Origin of the sequence: Falsiruegeria mediterranea M17 (assembly GCF_900302455.1) — a bacterium.
In the GTDB taxonomy this organism is placed as follows: Bacteria; Pseudomonadota; Alphaproteobacteria; order Rhodobacterales; family Rhodobacteraceae; genus Falsiruegeria; species Falsiruegeria mediterranea.
Window position 1 is genome coordinate 254,859 of record NZ_ONZG01000003.1, and the last position, 18,915, is coordinate 273,773.

Annotated in this window: 16 protein-coding genes; 5 read left to right on the top strand and 11 right to left on the bottom strand. The window is 60.7% G+C overall.

The window, feature by feature from the left end; all coding sequences use genetic code 11:
- From TRM7615_RS07350 to TRM7615_RS25520, 3 genes are all read left to right on the top strand, one after another.
- A complete protein-coding gene (locus TRM7615_RS07350) occupies positions 1 to 2,061 on the top strand; it encodes a GumC domain-containing protein (RefSeq protein ID WP_108786252.1) in 2,061 nt (686 codons plus the stop codon).
- Positions 2,062 to 2,085: 24 nt separating this feature from the next.
- On the top strand, positions 2,086 to 2,730 hold the full coding sequence (locus TRM7615_RS07355; protein ID WP_108786253.1) for a sugar transferase: 645 nt from the start codon (positions 2,086 to 2,088) through the stop codon (positions 2,728 to 2,730).
- 125 nt (positions 2,731 to 2,855) lie between these two features.
- Positions 2,856 to 2,993: a hypothetical protein gene (locus TRM7615_RS25520; protein ID WP_165821386.1), complete on the top strand. Its 138-nt coding sequence runs from the start codon at positions 2,856 to 2,858 to the stop codon at positions 2,991 to 2,993.
- Between the two features lie 24 nt (positions 2,994 to 3,017).
- Here the strand turns inward: TRM7615_RS25520 and TRM7615_RS07360 are convergent, their stop codons facing one another.
- From TRM7615_RS07360 to lpdA, 8 genes are all read right to left on the bottom strand, one after another.
- The gene (locus TRM7615_RS07360) at positions 3,018 to 4,016 is read right to left on the bottom strand and encodes a helix-turn-helix domain-containing protein (RefSeq protein ID WP_235824039.1); all 999 of its coding nucleotides are present in this window, start codon (positions 4,014 to 4,016) and stop codon (positions 3,018 to 3,020) included.
- Positions 4,017 to 4,133: 117 nt separating this feature from the next.
- Positions 4,134 to 6,986, bottom strand: a complete 2,853-nt coding sequence (gene gcvP, locus TRM7615_RS07365; protein WP_108786254.1) for an aminomethyl-transferring glycine dehydrogenase — start codon at positions 6,984 to 6,986, stop codon at positions 4,134 to 4,136.
- Between the two features lie 68 nt (positions 6,987 to 7,054).
- Positions 7,055 to 7,420 carry a glycine cleavage system protein GcvH gene (gene gcvH / locus TRM7615_RS07370; RefSeq protein WP_108786255.1) on the bottom strand — a complete coding sequence of 122 codons (366 nt, stop codon included), beginning with the start codon at positions 7,418 to 7,420 and terminating at the stop codon, positions 7,055 to 7,057.
- Positions 7,421 to 7,438: 18 nt separating this feature from the next.
- Positions 7,439 to 8,536, bottom strand: coding sequence for a glycine cleavage system aminomethyltransferase GcvT (gene gcvT / locus TRM7615_RS07375; protein WP_108786256.1), 1,098 nt, complete (start codon positions 8,534 to 8,536; stop codon positions 7,439 to 7,441).
- Positions 8,537 to 8,566: 30 nt separating this feature from the next.
- Positions 8,567 to 8,980, bottom strand: coding sequence for a universal stress protein (locus TRM7615_RS07380; protein ID WP_108786257.1), 414 nt, complete (start codon positions 8,978 to 8,980; stop codon positions 8,567 to 8,569).
- A gap of 76 nt (positions 8,981 to 9,056) precedes the next feature.
- Complete coding sequence (locus TRM7615_RS07385) at positions 9,057 to 10,430, bottom strand: alanine/glycine:cation symporter family protein (RefSeq protein WP_108786258.1); 1,374 nt, start codon at positions 10,428 to 10,430, stop codon at positions 9,057 to 9,059.
- Positions 10,431 to 10,470: 40 nt separating this feature from the next.
- A complete protein-coding gene (gene lipA / locus TRM7615_RS07390; protein WP_108786259.1) occupies positions 10,471 to 11,409 on the bottom strand; it encodes a lipoyl synthase in 939 nt (312 codons plus the stop codon).
- Between the two features lie 13 nt (positions 11,410 to 11,422).
- Entirely contained in the window at positions 11,423 to 12,805 is a 1,383-nt protein-coding gene (gene lpdA / locus TRM7615_RS07395) for a dihydrolipoyl dehydrogenase (protein ID WP_108786260.1), read from the bottom strand.
- Positions 12,806 to 12,980: 175 nt separating this feature from the next.
- Between lpdA and TRM7615_RS07400 the strand changes: the two genes are divergently transcribed.
- Positions 12,981 to 13,595, top strand: a complete 615-nt coding sequence (locus TRM7615_RS07400) for a helix-turn-helix domain-containing protein (protein WP_108786261.1) — start codon at positions 12,981 to 12,983, stop codon at positions 13,593 to 13,595.
- A gap of 1 nt (position 13,596) precedes the next feature.
- On the opposite strand, the gene TRM7615_RS07405 is transcribed toward TRM7615_RS07400, so the two are convergent.
- Both TRM7615_RS07405 and pdxR read right to left on the bottom strand, forming a co-directional pair.
- Positions 13,597 to 14,424 carry a PhzF family phenazine biosynthesis protein gene (locus TRM7615_RS07405; protein WP_108786262.1) on the bottom strand — a complete coding sequence of 276 codons (828 nt, stop codon included), beginning with the start codon at positions 14,422 to 14,424 and terminating at the stop codon, positions 13,597 to 13,599.
- The gene (gene pdxR, locus TRM7615_RS07410) at positions 14,424 to 15,839 is read right to left on the bottom strand and encodes a MocR-like pyridoxine biosynthesis transcription factor PdxR (RefSeq protein ID WP_108786263.1); all 1,416 of its coding nucleotides are present in this window, start codon (positions 15,837 to 15,839) and stop codon (positions 14,424 to 14,426) included. Before pdxR ends, TRM7615_RS07405 begins: the two co-directional genes overlap by 1 nt.
- Before the next feature lie 94 nt (positions 15,840 to 15,933).
- Here pdxR and TRM7615_RS07415 point away from each other — a divergent pair, with 94 nt between their 5' ends.
- Positions 15,934 to 16,647: a GNAT family N-acetyltransferase gene (locus TRM7615_RS07415; RefSeq protein ID WP_108786264.1), complete on the top strand. Its 714-nt coding sequence runs from the start codon at positions 15,934 to 15,936 to the stop codon at positions 16,645 to 16,647.
- A gap of 62 nt (positions 16,648 to 16,709) precedes the next feature.
- Here TRM7615_RS07415 and TRM7615_RS07420 read toward each other — a convergent pair whose 3' ends face one another.
- A complete protein-coding gene (locus tag TRM7615_RS07420) occupies positions 16,710 to 18,752 on the bottom strand; it encodes a molybdopterin-dependent oxidoreductase (protein WP_108786265.1) in 2,043 nt (680 codons plus the stop codon).
- Between the last annotated feature and the right edge of the window lie 163 nt (positions 18,753 to 18,915).

Consider the following 18,915-nt stretch of genomic DNA (forward strand, 5'->3'; position numbering starts at 1 on the left):
ATGGCGCTTGCAGCTCTCTCTCAGCCTGCGGGTGACGATCCGATCATGCAGGCCCAACCGTCTACCGAGATCCCGGAACAGAACCCGCTGGTCTCTGGCGCACGGGCAATGCGTGGTCGCTGGAAACGCACCATCGCTGGGGCTGGGGGACTCGGGTTGATTGGCGCTTGCCTTGGGCTGCTTGCTGGCGATCAGCTTTACGAAGCGCAGGCCATCTTGCGCGTTTTTCCCCAGGAAACCAATATTCTCTATTCCACTGGTGAGGCTTCGGTCCTCAAAACCTTTGACAGTTTCGTCAAGGCCGAGACCAGTTATGTTGCCTCGCACCCGGTCATGTCACGGGCGCATGCGACCATCACAAGCTCTGACCGCGAAACCGCTGAAGGTATGCGGGTTTCGGATTTGTCGGGCTCAATCGAAGTTCGGCGTTCAGACAGCCTGATTGTCCTGAAAACCAAAAGCCGCGAACCCGACTTTGCCAAAGCGAAGCTGGACGCCGTTGTGTCGTCGTATCTGAACCTGCAAACCGAGGCCGAGGTGTCGCGCTCTGCCGTGCGCCTGTCTGAATTGAACGCGCGGGAACTTGAGTTGGTGGACCGATTGGACGACCTGCGCGCGACTCAGCTTGAGGTCGGCGGTGAGTACGGAATGAACGCTCTAGCCAAGGCACATGTGGAAAAAATCGCCCAGATTGATGCCCTTGCGGCCCGCAAGTCCGAAGTGGCGGCAACCTTGATTGCGCTGGAAGCCAACAACGGCGGCGCCTCGGCCGATACGTCTGACGAAGAGATCATGCGCGCGACGCTTCTGGATCGGGCGATGGCGGACCTGAACTTTGAACGGGCCAAATTGATGAGCCAGCTGGCCGGCCTGCGTGCCGGATACCAAGGTCAGAACAATTCCCGGTTCGAATTGAAGGTCAAAGCCAAGCTGGACGAGATCGAAGTAATCGAAACCGCGCTTGCCGACCGGCGCGAGCAGATCAAGGTGCTGGGTCAGACCGGTGCACTGACCGATGCGTCGGCCGAAGGGCCAGACACCAGCCTGGCCGACATTCGCGCGCTGTTCACCAAAGTCGAAGGTCAACTGGACGTCGCCCGAAAAGAAGCGTGGGATCTCAACCGCCGCCGGATCGAGCTAGACCAGGTTGAACAGGATATCGACCAGGCGCAAAGGCTGCTGGAAGAGACGCGCCGCGCGCTTGAGGTGATCCGCCTGGAATCCGGGCGTGCGTTGCCGGGTTACGCTGTGCTGATGTCTCCTGCCTCGCTGCCTACCAGCCCGGTCAGTGACAGCCGCAAGATGCTTGCTGCGGGTGGACTTGTCGGCGGAGTGGGCCTGGCAGTTTTGATTGCTTTGGGGTTGGGTCTGACGGATCGCAGCCTGCGCTTTGCCGAAACTCTGACGCCTGTGGAACATCGTTTGCCGGTGTTGCAGGTCTCGGATGTGGATTGCAGCGATGACTGTGCCGCTGACCTGCTGCGCAATGAACTGCAACTGCGCCCCTTGCGGCAGCCGCGACTGGTGGGCAAGGCACCGATCATCGCAGTCACCTGCGTCACTGATCGCTCCACCACAGAATTGGCGCGTGCCTTGGCGGCCAGCTGCGCGCGCGCTCGGATGAAAGCGCTGTTTGTCGAAGCTGACATTGGCGTGTCCTCGACCTCGGTCCAGGCAAACCGTTGGCGCAGCGTTCTGAGCCACGAGGGAGGTCAGCCGCGGGCCATGCGTGGCAGCACCGGTGCCTGGGAGCTGCGCAAGGGGATCGACAGCGACATTGATGACTCGTCTGTTTCCGCCCCGATGGTCCGCACCGCGCTCGACAGTCTGGTGGAAGACTTTGACGTCATCGTGGTGTCGGCCGGAAGCTTGACCAACCGTCTGGCATGCCAGTTTGTCCTGTCCGCAAGCGATGTGGGTGTTCTGGCAATGCACCCCTCGGATCCCAAAGATGCAGTTTTGTCCCAAATCGACCGGCTCGACACATTGCCGCGCAATGGAAGCGTCGCCGTGATGCGCAACGCGCTGTCAAAAGACCCTTGGCTCAGTGTTCGGACTTGATGCCTTGCACAACAGGAGATCGCCATGACCATGACCTCACTTGCACCGACCAAACGTCGCCGCCTGTTGCCAAAGCTCAACCCTAAACGGGTGCTGGATCTCGGGTTGGTGGTTCTCATCCTGCTGGCAGTGTGGCCAGTGCTGGCAATCGTCGCGGGCCTTGTGGCGATCACGTCTCGCGGGCCGGTGTTTTTTGTGCAGACCCGCGTCGGTCTTTACGGCCGATCGTTCCGGATGTTGAAGTTTCGCTCGATGTACCAGGACGCCGAGGCGCGTCGTGACCAGCTGATTGAACAAAGCGAACGCGATGGTGTCTGCTTCAAGCTCAAAAGCGATCCGCGCGTCACTCCGGTGGGCCAATTCATTCGCCGTTGGTCGCTGGATGAGCTGCCACAGCTGTTCAATGTGCTGAAGGGGGACATGTCACTGGTCGGTCCGCGCCCCGCGCTGCCGCAAGAGGTTGCGGCTTACCCGGCCAAGGCACATGGGCGTCACAGCGTATTGCCTGGCATCACGGGGCTTTGGCAGGTGTCCGGACGTGCCGACATCGGTTTTGACGAGATGATCGCGCTGGATCTGGCCTATGCCCGGCATGTGTCGGTATTGACCGATATCCAAATCATGTTTCGCACGTTTCGTGCCGTCTTGAGTGGCCGGGGTGCTTATTGAGCGCAGTGGTATGATTCCGGCGAACTGGCCCTTGCGGCTGCATCATGAGGCAATCCGCAAGCGGGATTTCGCCGGGCGTTTTCCCGCTTATTGAAGACAGCCGTGGGACCCAATAGGTCAGGGGCATGAGCAACGAATCCCACACCGCGACCCCGCCTTCAAACGGTCTGGACAAGACCCTGATCACCTTTGCCGTCTTGCTGGCGTCTTTGGGGATCATTGCGGTATTCAGCACATTGCTGAGCGTCTGGGTCGTCTTCTGAAACTCTAATTTCTGTCCTTGGACCTTATGCGCTGCGTGCCTCATTTGCAGTGGCAAAAGCCTGACGGCGTAGCGTACGTGGGCTCGAACCCAGTTCCTTGCGGCACCAATAGCTGAGGTTGGTGAGCGAGCTGAATCCGGTCGCGATCACGATTTCGGGCAGTGACAGGCTGGAATGTATCATCAGTTGATGCGCCCGTTCGATCCGCAGGTTGCGGTACGCAACCAAGGGCGTGGTGTCGGTCTTTTCCTGGAACCGCCGCTCCAGCTTGCGGGTTGAGACGCCCACCTGACGGGCCAGATCGCGCACCCGCTTGGGCTCTTCGATGTGGTCTTGCATCAGGTCCAGAATGCGCGCGATCAGGGCGTCGCCCTCGGCGCGTTGTTTCAAGTGCAGGGCGACCTTGCTGCGGGTGCGCTCGGATGGATGCGACAAGCCCAGATATTCGGCCAGGGCGCCTGCTATGAATTGCCCGTGATCGTCCCGGATCAAGTCAATGAACAGGGTCAGCGCGGCAAAGGGGCTGGTGGCGCTGTGCAAGGCGTTCGAATGGGCGGTGTGTCCGCCACCCTGGGCCGGGGTCAGGTGCTCTTCTTCCGCAGCGGCCAGAAAATTGGGGTGCACGGCGATCTGGTGGTTATCACGCATGCCGGTTTCGCCCAGCAGGAACACGGCGCCGCCCACCAACACCGTGCGCGGGGCCAGACGGATGATGCGTTGCACCTTGTGCCGGTCGCTGTCGGAGACCTGCCAGCGGCTGTGAATGTCGCCCAGAAACACCACCGTTCGGCGGCTCCAGCGGCGGGGATCCTGATGATGCGGCTCGGACAGATGCCGCACGGACAGGCTGTATCCGCCGTCAGTCAGCAACTCGTTGGCGGCGGTGAACATGTCCTCGATCATCCGGGTTCCAGCAATCGGCGCGCCGTCGGGCAGCAGGATATCGATGTCGTGCAAGGGTGTCGTGCCCGCAGGGGCAAGGGTGCATTGAGCGGTGTCTGAAACCGGATTGAAAAAGGTCATGCCTGTCTCCTCCTGGTGATGGATCGCGTCAGTCTTGGGGGCACCCTGAAAAAAGGGGAGGGTGTGCCCTGCCGAGATATCCCGGCAGGGCTGGTTGGTTTGGTGACCCGAGTTGGATCAGGCGTCGTCTTCGTAGTCCGACATGGGCGGGCAGGTGCAGATCAGGTTGCGGTCGCCATAGGCGTTGTCGACCCGGTTGACGACCGGCCAGTATTTGTCGACGCCCAGGTTGCCCGGAGGGAAACACGCCTGCTCGCGGGTGTAGGGACGATCCCATTCACCCACCAGATCACGCACCGTGTGCGGCGCGTTCTTGAGCGGGTTGTTTTCCGCGTCGATCTTGCCGTCGATGATGTCCTGCGCTTCCTGACGGATCGAGATCATGGCATCGCAGAAGCGGTCCAGCTCTGCCATCGGTTCGGATTCCGTGGGTTCCACCATCAGCGTGCCAGCCACCGGCCAGGACATGGTCGGGGCGTGGAAGCCCGAGTCCACCAGACGCTTGGCAACATCGTCCACAGAGACGTGGGCTTCGTCGTTCAGCGGGCGGGTGTCCAGGATGCATTCATGCGCAACACGGCCCGTTTCCGAGGTGTAGAGGATCGGATAGGAATCCTTCAGACGCGCCGCGATGTAGTTGGCATTCAGGATCGCCACTTTGGTCGCTTGCGTCAGACCTGCACCACCCATCAGCAGCACATAGGCCCACGAGACAGGAAGGATCGAAGGCGAGCCGAAGGGCGCCGCAGAAACCGGACCCACGGCGGTGCCGTATTCCGGGTGACCCGGCAGGTGTTCGGTCAGGTGCGCCTTGACGCCGATCGGACCCATGCCGGGGCCGCCACCGCCATGCGGGATGCAGAAGGTCTTGTGCAGGTTCAGGTGGCTGACGTCGCCGCCAATGTCACCCGGACGCGACAGACCCACCATGGCGTTCATGTTGGCCCCGTCGATATAGACCTGACCGCCATGCTCGTGCGTGATGTCACAGACCTCTTGCACGGTGGTCTCGAAGACGCCGTGGGTCGAGGGGTATGTGATCATGCAGCCTGCCAGCTCGTTCGAGTGCTTTTCAGCCTTCTCGCGGAAATCCACCAGATCGATGTTGCCGTTGTCATCCGCTTTGATCGGAACAACCTTCCAGCCCACCATCTGCGCCGACGCCGGGTTGGTGCCGTGTGCCGATGTCGGGATCAGGCAGACGTTCCGGTGCCCTTCGCCACGGGCGAAGTGGTAGTTGCGGATGGTCAGCAGGCCCGCGTATTCACCCTGCGCACCCGAGTTGGGCTGCTGGGAAATCGCGTCATAGCCGGTGATCTGGCACAGCTTGTCGTTCAGATCATCGATCATCTGATGATAGCCCTGCGCCTGATCTTCGGGGCAGAAGGGGTGCAGATTACCAAACTCGGGCCAGGTGACCGGGATCATCTCGATCGTGGCGTTCAGCTTCATGGTGCAGGACCCCAGCGGGATCATGGCACGGTCCAGCGCCAGATCGCGGTCCGCCAGGCGGCGCATGTAGCGGGTGATCTCGGCCTCGGCCCGGTTCTTGTGGAAGATCGGGTGGGTCAGATACTCGCTTTCACGCAGCGCATAGTCGGGCAGGCGATAGTGCTTTTCCGAGCTGTCGTCTTTGCGGTCGATGCCAAAGGCACCCCAGACGGCCTCGATGGTTTCCGGGCGGGTCTGTTCGTCGAGCGAGATACCAACCTTCGTCTCACCAACCTTGCGCAGGTTGACGCCACGGGCCACTGCGGCCTCCATCACGACGTTCTGCAGGTGGCCGACTTCGACGGTGATGGTGTCAAAGAACACTTCGGGCTCAACCGCGAAACCGGCGGCTTCCAGACCATTGGCCAGACGCGAGGTCTTGCGGTGCACCGACTGGGCAATCGCTTTGATGCCGTCAGGGCCGTGGTACACGGCGTACATCGACGCGATCACGGCCAGCAGCGCCTGAGCGGTACAGACGTTCGAGTTCGCTTTCTCGCGGCGGATGTGCTGCTCGCGGGTTTGCAGCGCCAGGCGATAGGCCTTGTTGCCACGGCTGTCGATGGACACACCGATGATACGGCCCGGCATCGCGCGCTTCAGCTTGTCGGTGGTTGCCATGTAAGCGGCGTGGGGGCCACCATATCCCATGGGAACGCCGAACCGCTGGGTCGAGCCGATGGCGATGTCCGCGCCCATTTCACCGGGCGATTTCAGCAGTGCCAGCGACAGGATGTCGGCGGCAACAATGGCGATGGCCTTGTTTTCATGCAGCGCGGCGATCTGATCGGTGAAGTCCTGCACGTGGCCGTTGGTGCCCGGATACTGGAAGATCGCGCCAAAGACGGCACCGGCTTCCAGCTCGGCAGGGTCGGCAACCTGCACGTCGATGCCCAGAGGCTCGGCGCGGGTTTTGATCACGGCGATGGTTTGGGCGTGGCAGTTTTTGTCGACAAAGAAGGCCGCGTTGTTGGCTTTGGACCGGCCGCCACGCTTGGCCATAGCCATGGCTTCGGCTGCTGCGGTGGCTTCGTCCAGAAGCGAAGCGTTGGCTACATCCAGCCCGGTCAGGTCGCTGACCATGGTCTGGAAGTTCAACAGCGCCTCAAGACGGCCTTGGGAAATCTCGGGCTGGTAGGGGGTATAGGCCGTGTACCACGCCGGGTTTTCCAGAATGTTGCGCAGGATCGGCGCTGGCGTCGTGGTGCCGTAATAGCCCTGACCGATCAGCGAGGTCAGAACCTTGTTCTTGCTCGCGATCTCTTTCATGTGGAAGAGCGCGTCGCGCTCGGTCATCGCCGGACCCCAATCGAGCGCCTCTTTCTGGCGGATCGCAGGGGGGACGGTGGCGTCGATCAGCTCGTCCAGGGTTTTGAAGCCGATCACCTTGAGCATATCGCGCATTTCGGTGGGCGACGGGCCGATGTGGCGGCGATTGGCGAAATCGTAAGCTTCGTAATCGGTGAGTTTGAAGGCCATTTCAGCGCTCCTGAGGTCAAATGTCCGGCCCGGCGGTCTGCCGCCGGGCGTGTTTGGCAAATGAAGACTTAGCCGATCAGGGCTTTGTAGCCATCCAGATCCATCAGCTCTTCGAGCTGCGAGGCGTCCGACAGTTTGATCTTGTAGATCCAGGCGTCGCCCTCGGGGCTTTCGTTCAGCTTACCGGGGGTCTCTTCCAGGTCGCCGTTCACAGCGACCACTTCGCCATCGACGGGGGCATAGATTTCGGACGCGGCTTTGACGGATTCGATCACGCCGATCTCGTCGCCCTTTTCGAATTCATCGCCTTCTTCGCGCTGCTCGATGAAGACGATTTCGCCCAGCTGGTCAGCGGCGTGCTGTGTGATGCCGATGGTGGCGGTGTCGCCCTCGACCAGAACCCATTCGTGCTCTTCGGAATAATAGATAGCCATGTTCAAGTTGCTCTCTGTTTAGCGTTTGTAGTTTTGCTGCACGAAGGGCAGCGATACGATTTCGGCAGGTTGAACCTTGCCGCGAATGATCAGGTTGACCTTCTCGCCCGGCTCGCCGTGGCCTGCCGAGACATAGCCCATGGCCACCGGTCCACCGACAGTGGGACCAAAGCCGCCCGAGGTGATCTCGCCGATAGTATTGCCTTCAAGACATTGGATTTCAACGTGTTGACGGGCAGGGGCGCGGCCTGTCGGTTTGATGCCAACCAGTTTCTTGGCGGCGCCTTCGGCCAGTTCCTTTTGGATGCGCGCGGCACCGGGGAACCCGCCCTCTTCCTTGCGGCGTTTTTGCATCGCCCAACCCAAGCTTGCCTCGACGGGCGAGGTCGACTGGTCGATGTCATTGCCATAAAGGCACAGACCCGCTTCAAGGCGCAGGCTGTCACGTGCGCCCAGACCCGCAGGCTCACAATCGTCATGTGCCAGGAACGCGCGTGACACTTCGATGGCCTTGTCCTCGGGGATCGAGATTTCATAGCCGTCTTCGCCGGTGTACCCCAGACGAGAGATGCGGCATTCGACGCCGTTGATGTCCGCCACAGTGGTTTCCATGAACTTCAGTTCACGCGCGGCGGGGCACAAATCACCCACAACGTTTTCGGCCGACGGGCCTTGGACGGCAACCAGCGCGCGGTCAAAGATCTCGGTCACTTCGACACCATCCAGGTTGGCCGCCATATGCGGGATGTCCTGGTGACGGAGAGCCGCGTTCACGACGACAAAGTAGTGATCGCCTGCATTTGACACGATCAGGTCGTCCATGATCCCGCCGTCTTCGTTGGTGAAGAAACCATAACGCGCCTTGCCCTCTTTCAGGGTGGCATAGGCCTGTGGGCAAAGCGTTTCGAGCTTTTCACCCACGTTTTCGCCGCGCAGGATCACCTGACCCATGTGACTGACGTCAAACAGGCCAGCCTTGGCGCGGGTGTGATTGTGCTCGCCCATGATGCCCATGGGGTATTGTACGGGCATTTCCCAGCCCGCGAAATCGACCATCTTGCCGCCGAGTTCGACGTGCAGATCGTAAAGAGGTGTGCGTTTGGGCGCGTCGGTCATGACAGGTGCCTTTCAGTTGACGGGTCGGGATCAGTCACGGACGACCATAACGGTGCAATGCGCGTTGCGCACCACCCGGGCCAGGTTCGGACCAATTTCATAATTCGGGAAGTCGCCTTTGGCCGATGCCATGATGATCATGTCATAGCCGTCCTTGTGGGCGAGCTTTAAGATTTCGCGGTAAACGCTGCCTTCTTCGATGTGCACGGGCACATGGGATGCGTCGTTTGCCATCAGGATGGCCTGGACTTTGCCGCGGACAAAGTCGCGGGCGCCGGAACCATAGCCCTCGGGCAGGTTCGGCAGTTGGATGATCTCGGGGATGACCTCGACGGCGTGCAGTTCTGCGCCATAGAACTTGGCCTGTTCCAGCGCGGTCGCCAGCGCCTTTTTCCAGGACCGGTCATCGGTGTGGTCGATCGGAAGCAGGATTTTCGTAGCCATCTGTCGTCTCCTCACGAGGCAAGAATTCTGTTTTGGGATGAGAGGGCCGGGGTACGGCCCTCTCGAAGGGTTCGTGTTACTCAGCAGCCGTGCTGTCGCCGCTTTCCGAGGCCCCGCCAGAGGCGAAGAATTCCTTGGTCAGCTTGAAGACAACCGGGCTGAGCAGCGCCAGGGCGATCAGGTTCGGGATCGCCATCATGGCGTTCAGCGTGTCGGCCAGCAGCCAGACAAAACCCAGATCGGCGGTTGCACCAAAGTAGATCGCGACGATCCACAGCACGCGGTAAGGCATCAGCGCCTTGGCGCCAAAGAAGAAGCCCACGCATTTTTCGCCGTAGAACGACCAGCCCAGGATGGTGGTGAAGGCAAAGATCGACAGAGCAATGGCGATCAGTGCACCACCGATACCCGGCAGCGAGGTTTCAAAGGCCAGCGAGGTCAAAGCCGCACCGCTTTCACCGCTGAGCCATGCGCCAGAGGCGATGATGGCCAGACCGGTGATCGAGCAGACGATGATGGTGTCGATGAACGTACCCAGCATTGCCACCAGACCCTGGTTTACCGGACCTGCGGTCGAGGCTGCAGCGTGTGCGATCGGAGCCGAACCCAGACCGGCTTCGTTCGAGAACACACCACGGGCCACACCAAAGCGGATCGCGGCCCAGACGGCGGCACCGGCAAAGCCACCTTCGGCAGCCGACGGAGTGAAAGCGTGCGTGAACACCAGGCTCAGCGCGTCGCCGATGGCGCCGATGTTGATCAGCAGAACCAGCAGACCTGCGATGATGTAGCTGACGGCCATGAAGGGCACCAGTTTACCAGCCACAGCACCGATGCGGGTGATGCCACCCAGGATAACGGCTGCGGTCAGGACCATCAGCACAACGCCGGTTACGGATGTGTTGACGCCAAAGTTGCTGTCCAGAACCTGTGCAACACCATTGGCCTGCACGCCGTTGCCGATGCCGAACGCGGCAATCGCGCCGAACAGGGCAAAGGCAGGTGCCAGGAAGTACCACTTCGAGCTGAGGCCGTTTTTGATGTAGTACATCGGACCACCAACAAAGTTGCCCAGCTCGTCGGTCTCGCGATATTTCACGGCACAGACAGCTTCGGCATATTTGGTGGCCATGCCCACCAGGGCGGTCATCCACATCCAGAACAAGGCGCCTGGACCGCCCAGGAAGACAGCGGTGGCAACACCGGCGATGTTCCCTGTGCCAATGGTGGCCGACAGCGAGGTCATCAGTGCGTTGAACGGGCTGATCTGGCCTTCGCCTTGGCCTTCACGGCCTTTGAACAGCAGGCTGAAGCCCGTGCCCAACTTCAGGATCGGCATGAACTTCAGGCCGACCTGCAGGAAGAAGCCAACGCCAAGGATGAGGACCAGCATCAGCGGCCCCCATACGACGCCATTGATGGCTCCTACGATTGAATTTAACGCTTCCATGGTTTCCCTCCCATTTGCGTCTGGTCATTTGCCTTGAAGGTCAGGTGCCGGACGCAAGCGTCTGTTGGCGGGCCTGTTTCAAGGCGGCAAAATCTTCGTCCGCATGGAACGAGGATCTGGTCAACGGCGTTGCGGATACGCCGAGGAATCCCTTGCCCTTTGCGATCTGTTCCAGCTGGGTGAACTCCTCAGGCGTCCAGAACCGGTCGATCGGGTGGTGTTTGGGGGTGGGCTGCAGGTATTGGCCGACGGTCAGAAAATCGACCTGGGCCGCGCGCAGGTCATCCATGACCTGACGCACATCGTTCATTGTCTCTCCCAGGCCGACCATCAAGCCGGATTTTGTGAAGATCTGCGGGTTGGCGCGCTTGGCGTCGTCCAGCAACCGCAGCGAGGTATAGTAACGAGCACCGGGGCGCACGCGTGGATACAAATGCGGCACGGTTTCCAGGTTGTGGTTGAACACATCTGGCGCGGCCTCGAAGACGGCTTGCGCCGCGTCGCCTTTGCCCAGGAAATCGGGGGTCAGAACTTCGATGGTGGTGTTGGGGTTCTGGTGGCGCACGGCGCGGATGGTCTGCGCGATGTGTTCGGCGCCGCCGTCGTCCAGATCGTCGCGATCCACGGATGTGATCACCACATGGCGCAGACCAAGTTTCTTGACGGCCTGCGCAACCCGGCCCGGTTCGAACACATCCAAAGTGTCTGGCTTGCCGGTGGCCACGTTGCAGAAAGAACAGCCGCGGGTGCAGGTCTCGCCCATGATCATCATGGTGGCGTGGCGCTGCGACCAGCATTCGCCGATGTTGGGACAGGCGGCTTCTTCGCAGACGGTCGTCAGGTTGTGATCGCGCATCAGGCGGCGGGTTTCATAGTACTCGGCGCTTTCGATCTTTTTCTTGCGGATCCACTTGGGCTTGCGCGGGATCACGCTGTCGGCCTTTTTGGACTTCTCGGGGTGGCGAAGCTGGATGGTCATCTGGCGGTTCCCCTTATGCGTGAATGGCGCGGCCAAGCGCGTCGAGGCAGGCCTCTTTCACCGCTTCGCCCATGGCGGGGTGGGCGTGGCAGGTGCGCGCGACCTCTTCGACGGTGGCACCTTTGGTCATGGCCAGCACCAGCTCAGCGATCAGATCACCGCCATGCGCGCCGCAGATGTGTGCGCCCAAGATCTGCCCTTCGGGTGTGGCCAGAACCTTGACCGCGCCATCGGTTTCGCCGGTCGACCGAGCACGCGAGTTGGCCATGAAGGTGAACTTGCCGCTGATATAGTCGGTGCCCGCGTCTTTCAGGGCCTCTTCGGTTTGACCGACCGAGGCAACTTCGGGATCAGTATACACGACGCCCGGAACAGTGTTGTAATCCACGTGCCCATGCTGCCCTGCCAGCGTCTCGGCACAGGCGACACCATCCTCTTCGGCTTTGTGCGCCAGCATCGGGCCGGGAACGCAATCGCCAATGGCATAAATGCCGGGGACCGAGGTCTGGAACGTGCCATCAACCTCGATAAAGCCACGCGCGTTCACGGCGACCCTGAGCTCTTCGAGGCCCAAACCACGTGTGACCGGGCGGCGGCCAATGGCGATCAGCACCTTGTCCGCTTCGATCTGCTCGATTTTATCTTTGCCAACACGCTCGACGGTCAGCGACAGACCTGCGTCGGTCTTTTCGACGGTCTTTACCGCGCGCCCAAGCTGGAACTTCAGCCCCCGCTTAGACAATGCGCGCTGCGACAGCTTGGCGATTTCGCCGTCAATGCCGGGCAGGATACGGTCGAGGAATTCAACGACGGTCACCTTGGCGCCCAGACGGGCCCAGACCTGCCCCAGTTCCAGGCCGATCACGCCTGCGCCCACAACAACCAGATGCTCTGGTACTGAATCCAGCGCCAGCGCACCAGTCGAACTGACAACGTCGACCTCATCAATCTCGGCACCCGGCAGCGGGGTTGGTTCCGAGCCGGTGGCGATCATGATGTTTTTGGCTTCATAAAGGTCGTCGCCAACCTTGACCTGACCAGGGGCGGGGATGCTGGCCCAGCCTTCGATATGCTCAACACCGTTCTTCTTGAACAGGAATGCGATCCCTTTGGTCAGATCGCCCACCACCTTGTCCTTGCGCCCCATCATGGCGCCCAGATCAATGCTGACCCCCTCGACCGAGATGCCGTGTGAGGAGACATGGGAGAGTTCGGCAAACTTGGCCGAGGAGGTCAACAAAGCTTTCGAGGGGATGCAGCCGACGTTCAGGCAAGTGCCACCCAAGGCGCCGCGCCCTTCGACACAGGCGACCGACAGGCCCAACTGGGCTGCACGGATTGCTGCGACATAGCCGCCCGGACCGCCTCCGATCACGATCAGATCAAATGCGCTCATGGCTGTCTCCTCCCCGAGATGGCGCGTAGCGGATTGTCGCCGAATGTGCCTGTATGCTGCGTTGTGACTCCTTTAGGAAACTTTTCCCCTATAAGCAACAAAAACTATTGTTGAGAAATTTTGACTATGAACTAGGTCGTGGCTAAGCTCTGCGGGAAACAAGGAAAATGGGTCGATGGAACCAGTTCAAATCGAAGAGAGCGGTATCGCGGCCGAGGCAAGTGAGGCCCCGGATGGCGAAGTTTTGGGGAAAATGATTCGCGATGCGCGCAAGGAAAAGGGCCTGACGCTGGAGGAAGCGGCCAAGGCGGCAGCCATTGGTCGCTCGACCCTTTCAAAGATCGAAAACAACCAGACCCGCCCCAGTTTCGAGATCATCCGCCGCTTGATGCAGACGCTGGAATTGGAAACGCCGCAGCTGTTTGTGCAGTCTGCGCAAAGCGATATCTCGGGCCGCCGCGATTTCACCCGTAAGGGGCAGGGCGAGCACAAGGAAACCACCACCTATGATCACGAGCTGCTGTGCAGTGAACTGACAAGCAAACGCATGGTCCCCTACATCAGCACCATAAAGGCGCGCGATGTGACCGAGTTTGAAAGCTGGGTGCGTCACCGGGGCGAAGAGTTCATGTTTGTTCTGGGGGGCGAGTTGACGCTTTTTACCGAGCATTACCGGCCACTGAAGATGCAGGCGGGGGATTCCGTTTATTATGACAGCGGCATGGGACATGGCTGTGTCTCGACCAGCGAAGAGGACGCAACCGTCCTTTGGGTCTCTCTGGAGGGGTAAGCTACAGGGTCACTGTGCCGTCGATGAGAATGTGGCTTTGGCCGCCGATCCACACGGTGCCCTCGCGACAATCGGCATAAACGCGACCCGTGCGACCGATGCAGGTGCCTTGCGCGATCACCTTTGGCCCGGTCCAGCCCCCGGTTTCGTATTTCCAGCAGGCAAGGGCCGCGTTCAGCGATCCGGTTATCGGGTCCTCGCTCATGGAGCTGGCGGGGCCAAGGTTTCGAACTTCAACGTCTGCCTCGCCTCCCTGTCCAAGCAGTGCAACGCCGCGAAATTCGGGTCCGCGTGTGGTGAAGGGTTTCACCGCCAGCACGTCGGCAGCTCTTTGCAATTCGATCACCTGCCATGTGGGGCCATTGTTCAGACGCGCGGTGCGGGTGATCCGGTCACGGGACAGTGCAAGTGCTGCGCAGATGCGCTCCACCTGCTCCGGGTCCAGGGCGTCCACCGCGGTTGCAGGCGCGGTAAAGGCGGGCATTGGGCCGGTTTGATCGATCTCGACAAGGCCAACTCCGCATTCCTGTACAACACAGCCGAAGCGTTTCGGTGCACCCCCCGCCGCCAACCAGGCCGCGCAGCTGCCCAACGTGGGGTGCCCCGCAAAAAGCATCTCGCCCGACAGCGAGAAGATGCGCAGGCGATAATCTGCGTCCGGTGAGGTGGGTGATTGGATGAACGTGGTCTCGGCCAGGTTGGTCCAGGTGGCGAAATCCTGCATCTGCTGATCGCTCAGCCCGTCCCCATCCAGCACAACCGCCAGCCCGTTGCCTTGGGTCGGGGTGGGCGTGAAGACATCAACTTGCATGAAACGGCGGCTTTGCATCAGCGGCTCCGGTGTGAGGGGGCGAATATCTGTTCAAGGCGGGTCAGGGCCTTTTCCAGCTCTTCGATGGAAAATCCGCAATAGCCCAGAAGGAAACCGTTGTAGTCCGCCCCGTCTGCGCAGAAATGCGACAGCGTGTCGACGTTCAAACCCAGCTTTTGCGCATGCGCGGCAAGCGTTGTGTCATCGAAGCCGTCACGCAGATGAAAGGCGACCTGCATCCCTGCCTGATGATCCACCAGCGAGCCAACGTCGGGAAAGTCCCGGGTCAGCCGATCCAGCAGATACTTGCGCCGCTCACCATAGGTGCGGCGCACCCGGCGCAGATGGCGATAGAACTCGCCATCGCGGATGAACTCGGCCAGGGCCTGTTGCGGCATGTAACTGGCGCGCAGACCAAAGCGTTCGAGCGAGGTGCGGAAGTGATCCGTCAGGGCCTGAGGGACGATCAGATAGCCAAGGCGCAGGGTGTTGGAAAAGATCTTTGAGAAGCTACCGACATAGATTGTGCGGTTCAGCCGGTCGAAACCCGCCATCGCCGGAATGGGGCGTCCTGCATAGCGAAATTCACTGTCATAGTCGTCTTCGATGATCCAGCCGCCGGCGCGATCGGCCCATGTGATGAAGGCTTGCCGCCTGTCTGGCGACATCGCGCCCCCCAGCGGGAACTGATGCGAGGGGGTCAGCACCGCCAGACGCACGTCCTGTTCCGGGCGGGGCAGTTGTGCGCCATGCTCGTCCACGGGCAGGAAATGCGTCTCCAGCCCGCGTGCATCTGCAAAGCGTCGCAGGGGCGGGTAACAGGGGTTTTCCAGCCCGATGCCGTCACCACGTTCGGCCAGCGTTCTGGTGCAAATCTCCAGCGCGTCGGCCGAGCCTGCGGTGACAATGATCTGCGCCGGGTCGGCCGTGATGCCGCGCCACTCGGCCACATGCCCGGCGATGGCCTGACGCAGTTCGAAATTGCCAAAGGCCGCGCCGCCCAAAAGCATGGCCTGCGGATTGGTGCGGCAGACCCGCGCCACCGACTTGGCCCATTGGCGATAGGGGAACAGCCGCATGTCAGGATAACCCGGCGCAAAGGGCAGGCGGGTGGGCGCGATCTCAGAGCGCGTCGTTTTGGCGGTTGCCGGTTTGGGAGCGGTGAATTCGACGCCTTCCATCGCACGGATGGTATAGCCGGATCCTTGCAGACTGCTCAGATAGCCTTCGGCCACCAATTGTTCGTAAGCAGTCACGACGGTTGAGCGCGACACCCCCAGTTCCGTCGCTAGCGCGCGGGTGGCAGGCAGGCGTGCGCCGTGCAGCAGATCACCCCGCGTAACCCTTTGGCGGATGTGGTCGCAGATCTGTTCGAACACGGGCGTGCGGGCCTCGCGGTCGATGGCAAAGGCGATGGAGGGCGTTTGGGTCATCGAATTGGTCTGCTCAAATCGTTATTCTTTGGACATTAACGGCGCGCCGAATGTGGTGCAAACCCACAATCGACAATGCGGAATGGAGGGCGTAATGGCGCAGCGGATGAACGAACACGGACAACCCATCGGGGTCGAGGTGCCCAATTGGGTCGGATGCGACCGGCCGGGCGATGCGCCGATGATGGGGCAGTTCTGCCGGGTTGAGCGTCTGCACCAAGAACGGCATGGTGCGGACCTGTTCGACGCCTTCAGTCATGACCAAACGGGGCGGCTCTGGACCTATATGCCGGTTGGTCCTTTTGTGGATGACCGCGCCGGGTTTGACGCTTGGTTGGCCGAGGCCGCGCTCAGTCCTGATCCGTTGTTTCACGCCATCATCGACGCCCAGACCGGACAGGCCGTTGGCGTGGCCAGCTATCTGCGCATCGCGCCGCAAGCGGGCACGATCGAAGTTGGTTTCATTGCCTTCTCTCCGCTTCTTCAACGGACACCGCTTGCGACTGAGGCGATGTTTTTGATGATGAAACGGGTGTTCACGGAACTGGGCTATCGCCGCTACGAATGGAAATGTGATGCGCTCAATGCACCGTCCAAGCGCGCGGCAGAGCGGTTGGGCTTTTCCTACGATGGCACATTCGAACAGTCGCTGGTCTACAAGGACCGCAACCGGGACACCGCTTGGTATTCGATCCTGGACCGGGATTGGCCGAGGATCGAGGCGGCGTTCGAGGCTTGGCTTGCACCCGAGAATTTTGATGAGCAGGGACAACAACGGAAGTCCTTGCGTGATTTGATGTCTCAGTAAAAAGGGCGAGACTTCCGGACCATCGGAAATCTCGCCAGGCAGGGAGCTGGGCAGGATTTGCCCTAGCTGCATCTCACATCCACAAAGGTTTCATTGTAGCAGGCGCCGTCTTCGATATCGGTGCGAATGCCTGCCGGGATCAGCGCGTTGGCGGTCAGGCCGGTCTTTGACGTGGCCCGCCAGGTGCCTTTCGGGCTGTACAGAACGCCGGGGCGCGTGGCGTCTGTGACGGAAAGAGTAAAGCTCACCTCTCCCTGTCCGTTGAACACCGTGACTTCGGCCCCGTCCTGCAAACCCAAATCGTGGGCGTCTGCGGGGTTCATCTCGACCACTTCGGGCCCAAGGCTGCCGGCATGTCCGCCAAAGGTGGCGTTGGTGCGCTTGGCCGAGGATGGCGTGATCAGGGCAAAGCGCCGGTCCTGCGGCACGGGCTCAAAACGTGGTACGCCATAGCCAAACCGGTCTTCTAGGTTTTGGCTGAACAGCTCGATCCTGCCGCTTGGCGTGGCGGGTTTAACCGTGTCGCACATGATCATCGGGGAGCCATCACGCAATGTCATGCCGATGGCCCGGTCCACGGCGATTTCACTGGGGGACTGACCATTCAGCTGTGGATGCGCACCATCCATCGCCTGATCCATCAGATCGCGGTCACTGGCGAGGAACTCTGGTCCGTCAAAGCCAAACTTTGCCGCAAGACGCCGGAAGATCTCGGTATTGGGCAGGCTTTCCCCGACCGGAGGGATCACCGGGGCCGCCCGTTGCAAATAGTTCTGCCCGTAAGCGCCAAAGATGTCGTCGTGTTCGAAATGGGTGCAGGCGGGCAGGATCACGTCGCACAGTATCATGCTGTCGGTCATCGCCACATCGCAGCCCACCACAAACAGATCCTCGCGCATCAGCGCCTTGATCATGTTCGCCTGATCGGGGTGAGTGGCCACCGGGTTGTGGTTGTAGATCATCGTCGCCTTGATCGGCGGATCGAGTGTTTCGTCCTGCAGCTTTTCGGCAATATCCACGATGTTGAACACCCGTGTCCCCTTGGGGATCAGATGTGAGCCTTGCAGAATGTCCGTGGTCTTGGGCACCGAAAGGCCAGATTTGGCGATCACGCCCGCGCCCAAATGCCCGTGCTGGCCGGTCAACGCCTGCAACGCCATCGCCGCGCGCAGGCCCGAACCGCCGGAGCGCCCCCGCTCCATCCCGTTGCCGAGCGAGGTGGCCATTTTTTCTGCTGCTACGATCCAATCGGCCAATTGGTGGAACTGCTCCGCTGAGATGCGGCAGATCGTTTTGACATCTTCGACCGTATAGCTGCGGGCCTGGTCCATGTAGGCGTCAAATCCAACGGTCCAGTCGGTGATGAAGCCCATGTTCAAAGCATCCCGCCGCTCCAGTTCGGCGGCCAGAGCCATGGCGAGGACCACGTCAGTACCGGGATGGATGTGTATGTGCATATCCGCCTGTTCGGCTTGCTTGATCCGCTTGGGGTCGATGACGACCACACGGGCGCCTTTGCTGCGCGCCTCTTTCAACACGCGGGTCATGTGCAGGTTCGACACTGTGACATTGTTGCCCCAGACAAGGATCAGATCAGCATGCACGGCCTGCTCGGGTGGCATGCCCGGTGCTGCACCGTAAAGGCTGCTGTAAGCTGTGCCGCGCACCGCGCCGCATAGAGGGCCGCGATTGAGCAGGGACGCGCCGAGCTTGTAGAAGAACCGGCGGTCCATCGACCCGCCCGCAAGCTCTCCATGCGGACCTGCGTAGTTGAACGGCAGGATCGTTTCCGGCCCGTGCTTAGAAATTGCCGCAGAAAAGCGGCCATGAATGATATCCAGTGCGTCATCCCAGGTGATGCGCTCGAATTGTCCGCTGCCGCGCGGTCCGGTGCGTTTCATCGGGTGGGTCAGGCGTTTGTCGCCATGCACGAAATCGGGATAGGCGCGCGTGACCTTGTTGCAGACGACACCTGCCGTATAGGGGTTCGCCTCCGAGCCTTTCACTTGCGTGATCTGGTCGCCCTCGACGGTGATATTCAGGCTGCAGGTGTCGGGGCAGTCCAGCGGGCAGACGCTGGGGAGAATTTTGGCGTGCTGGGTCATGACAGAGTCCGGGCGTTGCTGTGTTTGAAGCAGGATAGCGCTGTCATTTGGTTGTGCAGAACGGCCAAAAGGGCAAAATCTGACCAGACCAATTGGATTGGTTTGGTTGGCTTGTGGCAGGTCAGCACGGAATCCGTTATGGCACATTGACCGCAAAGCAGGA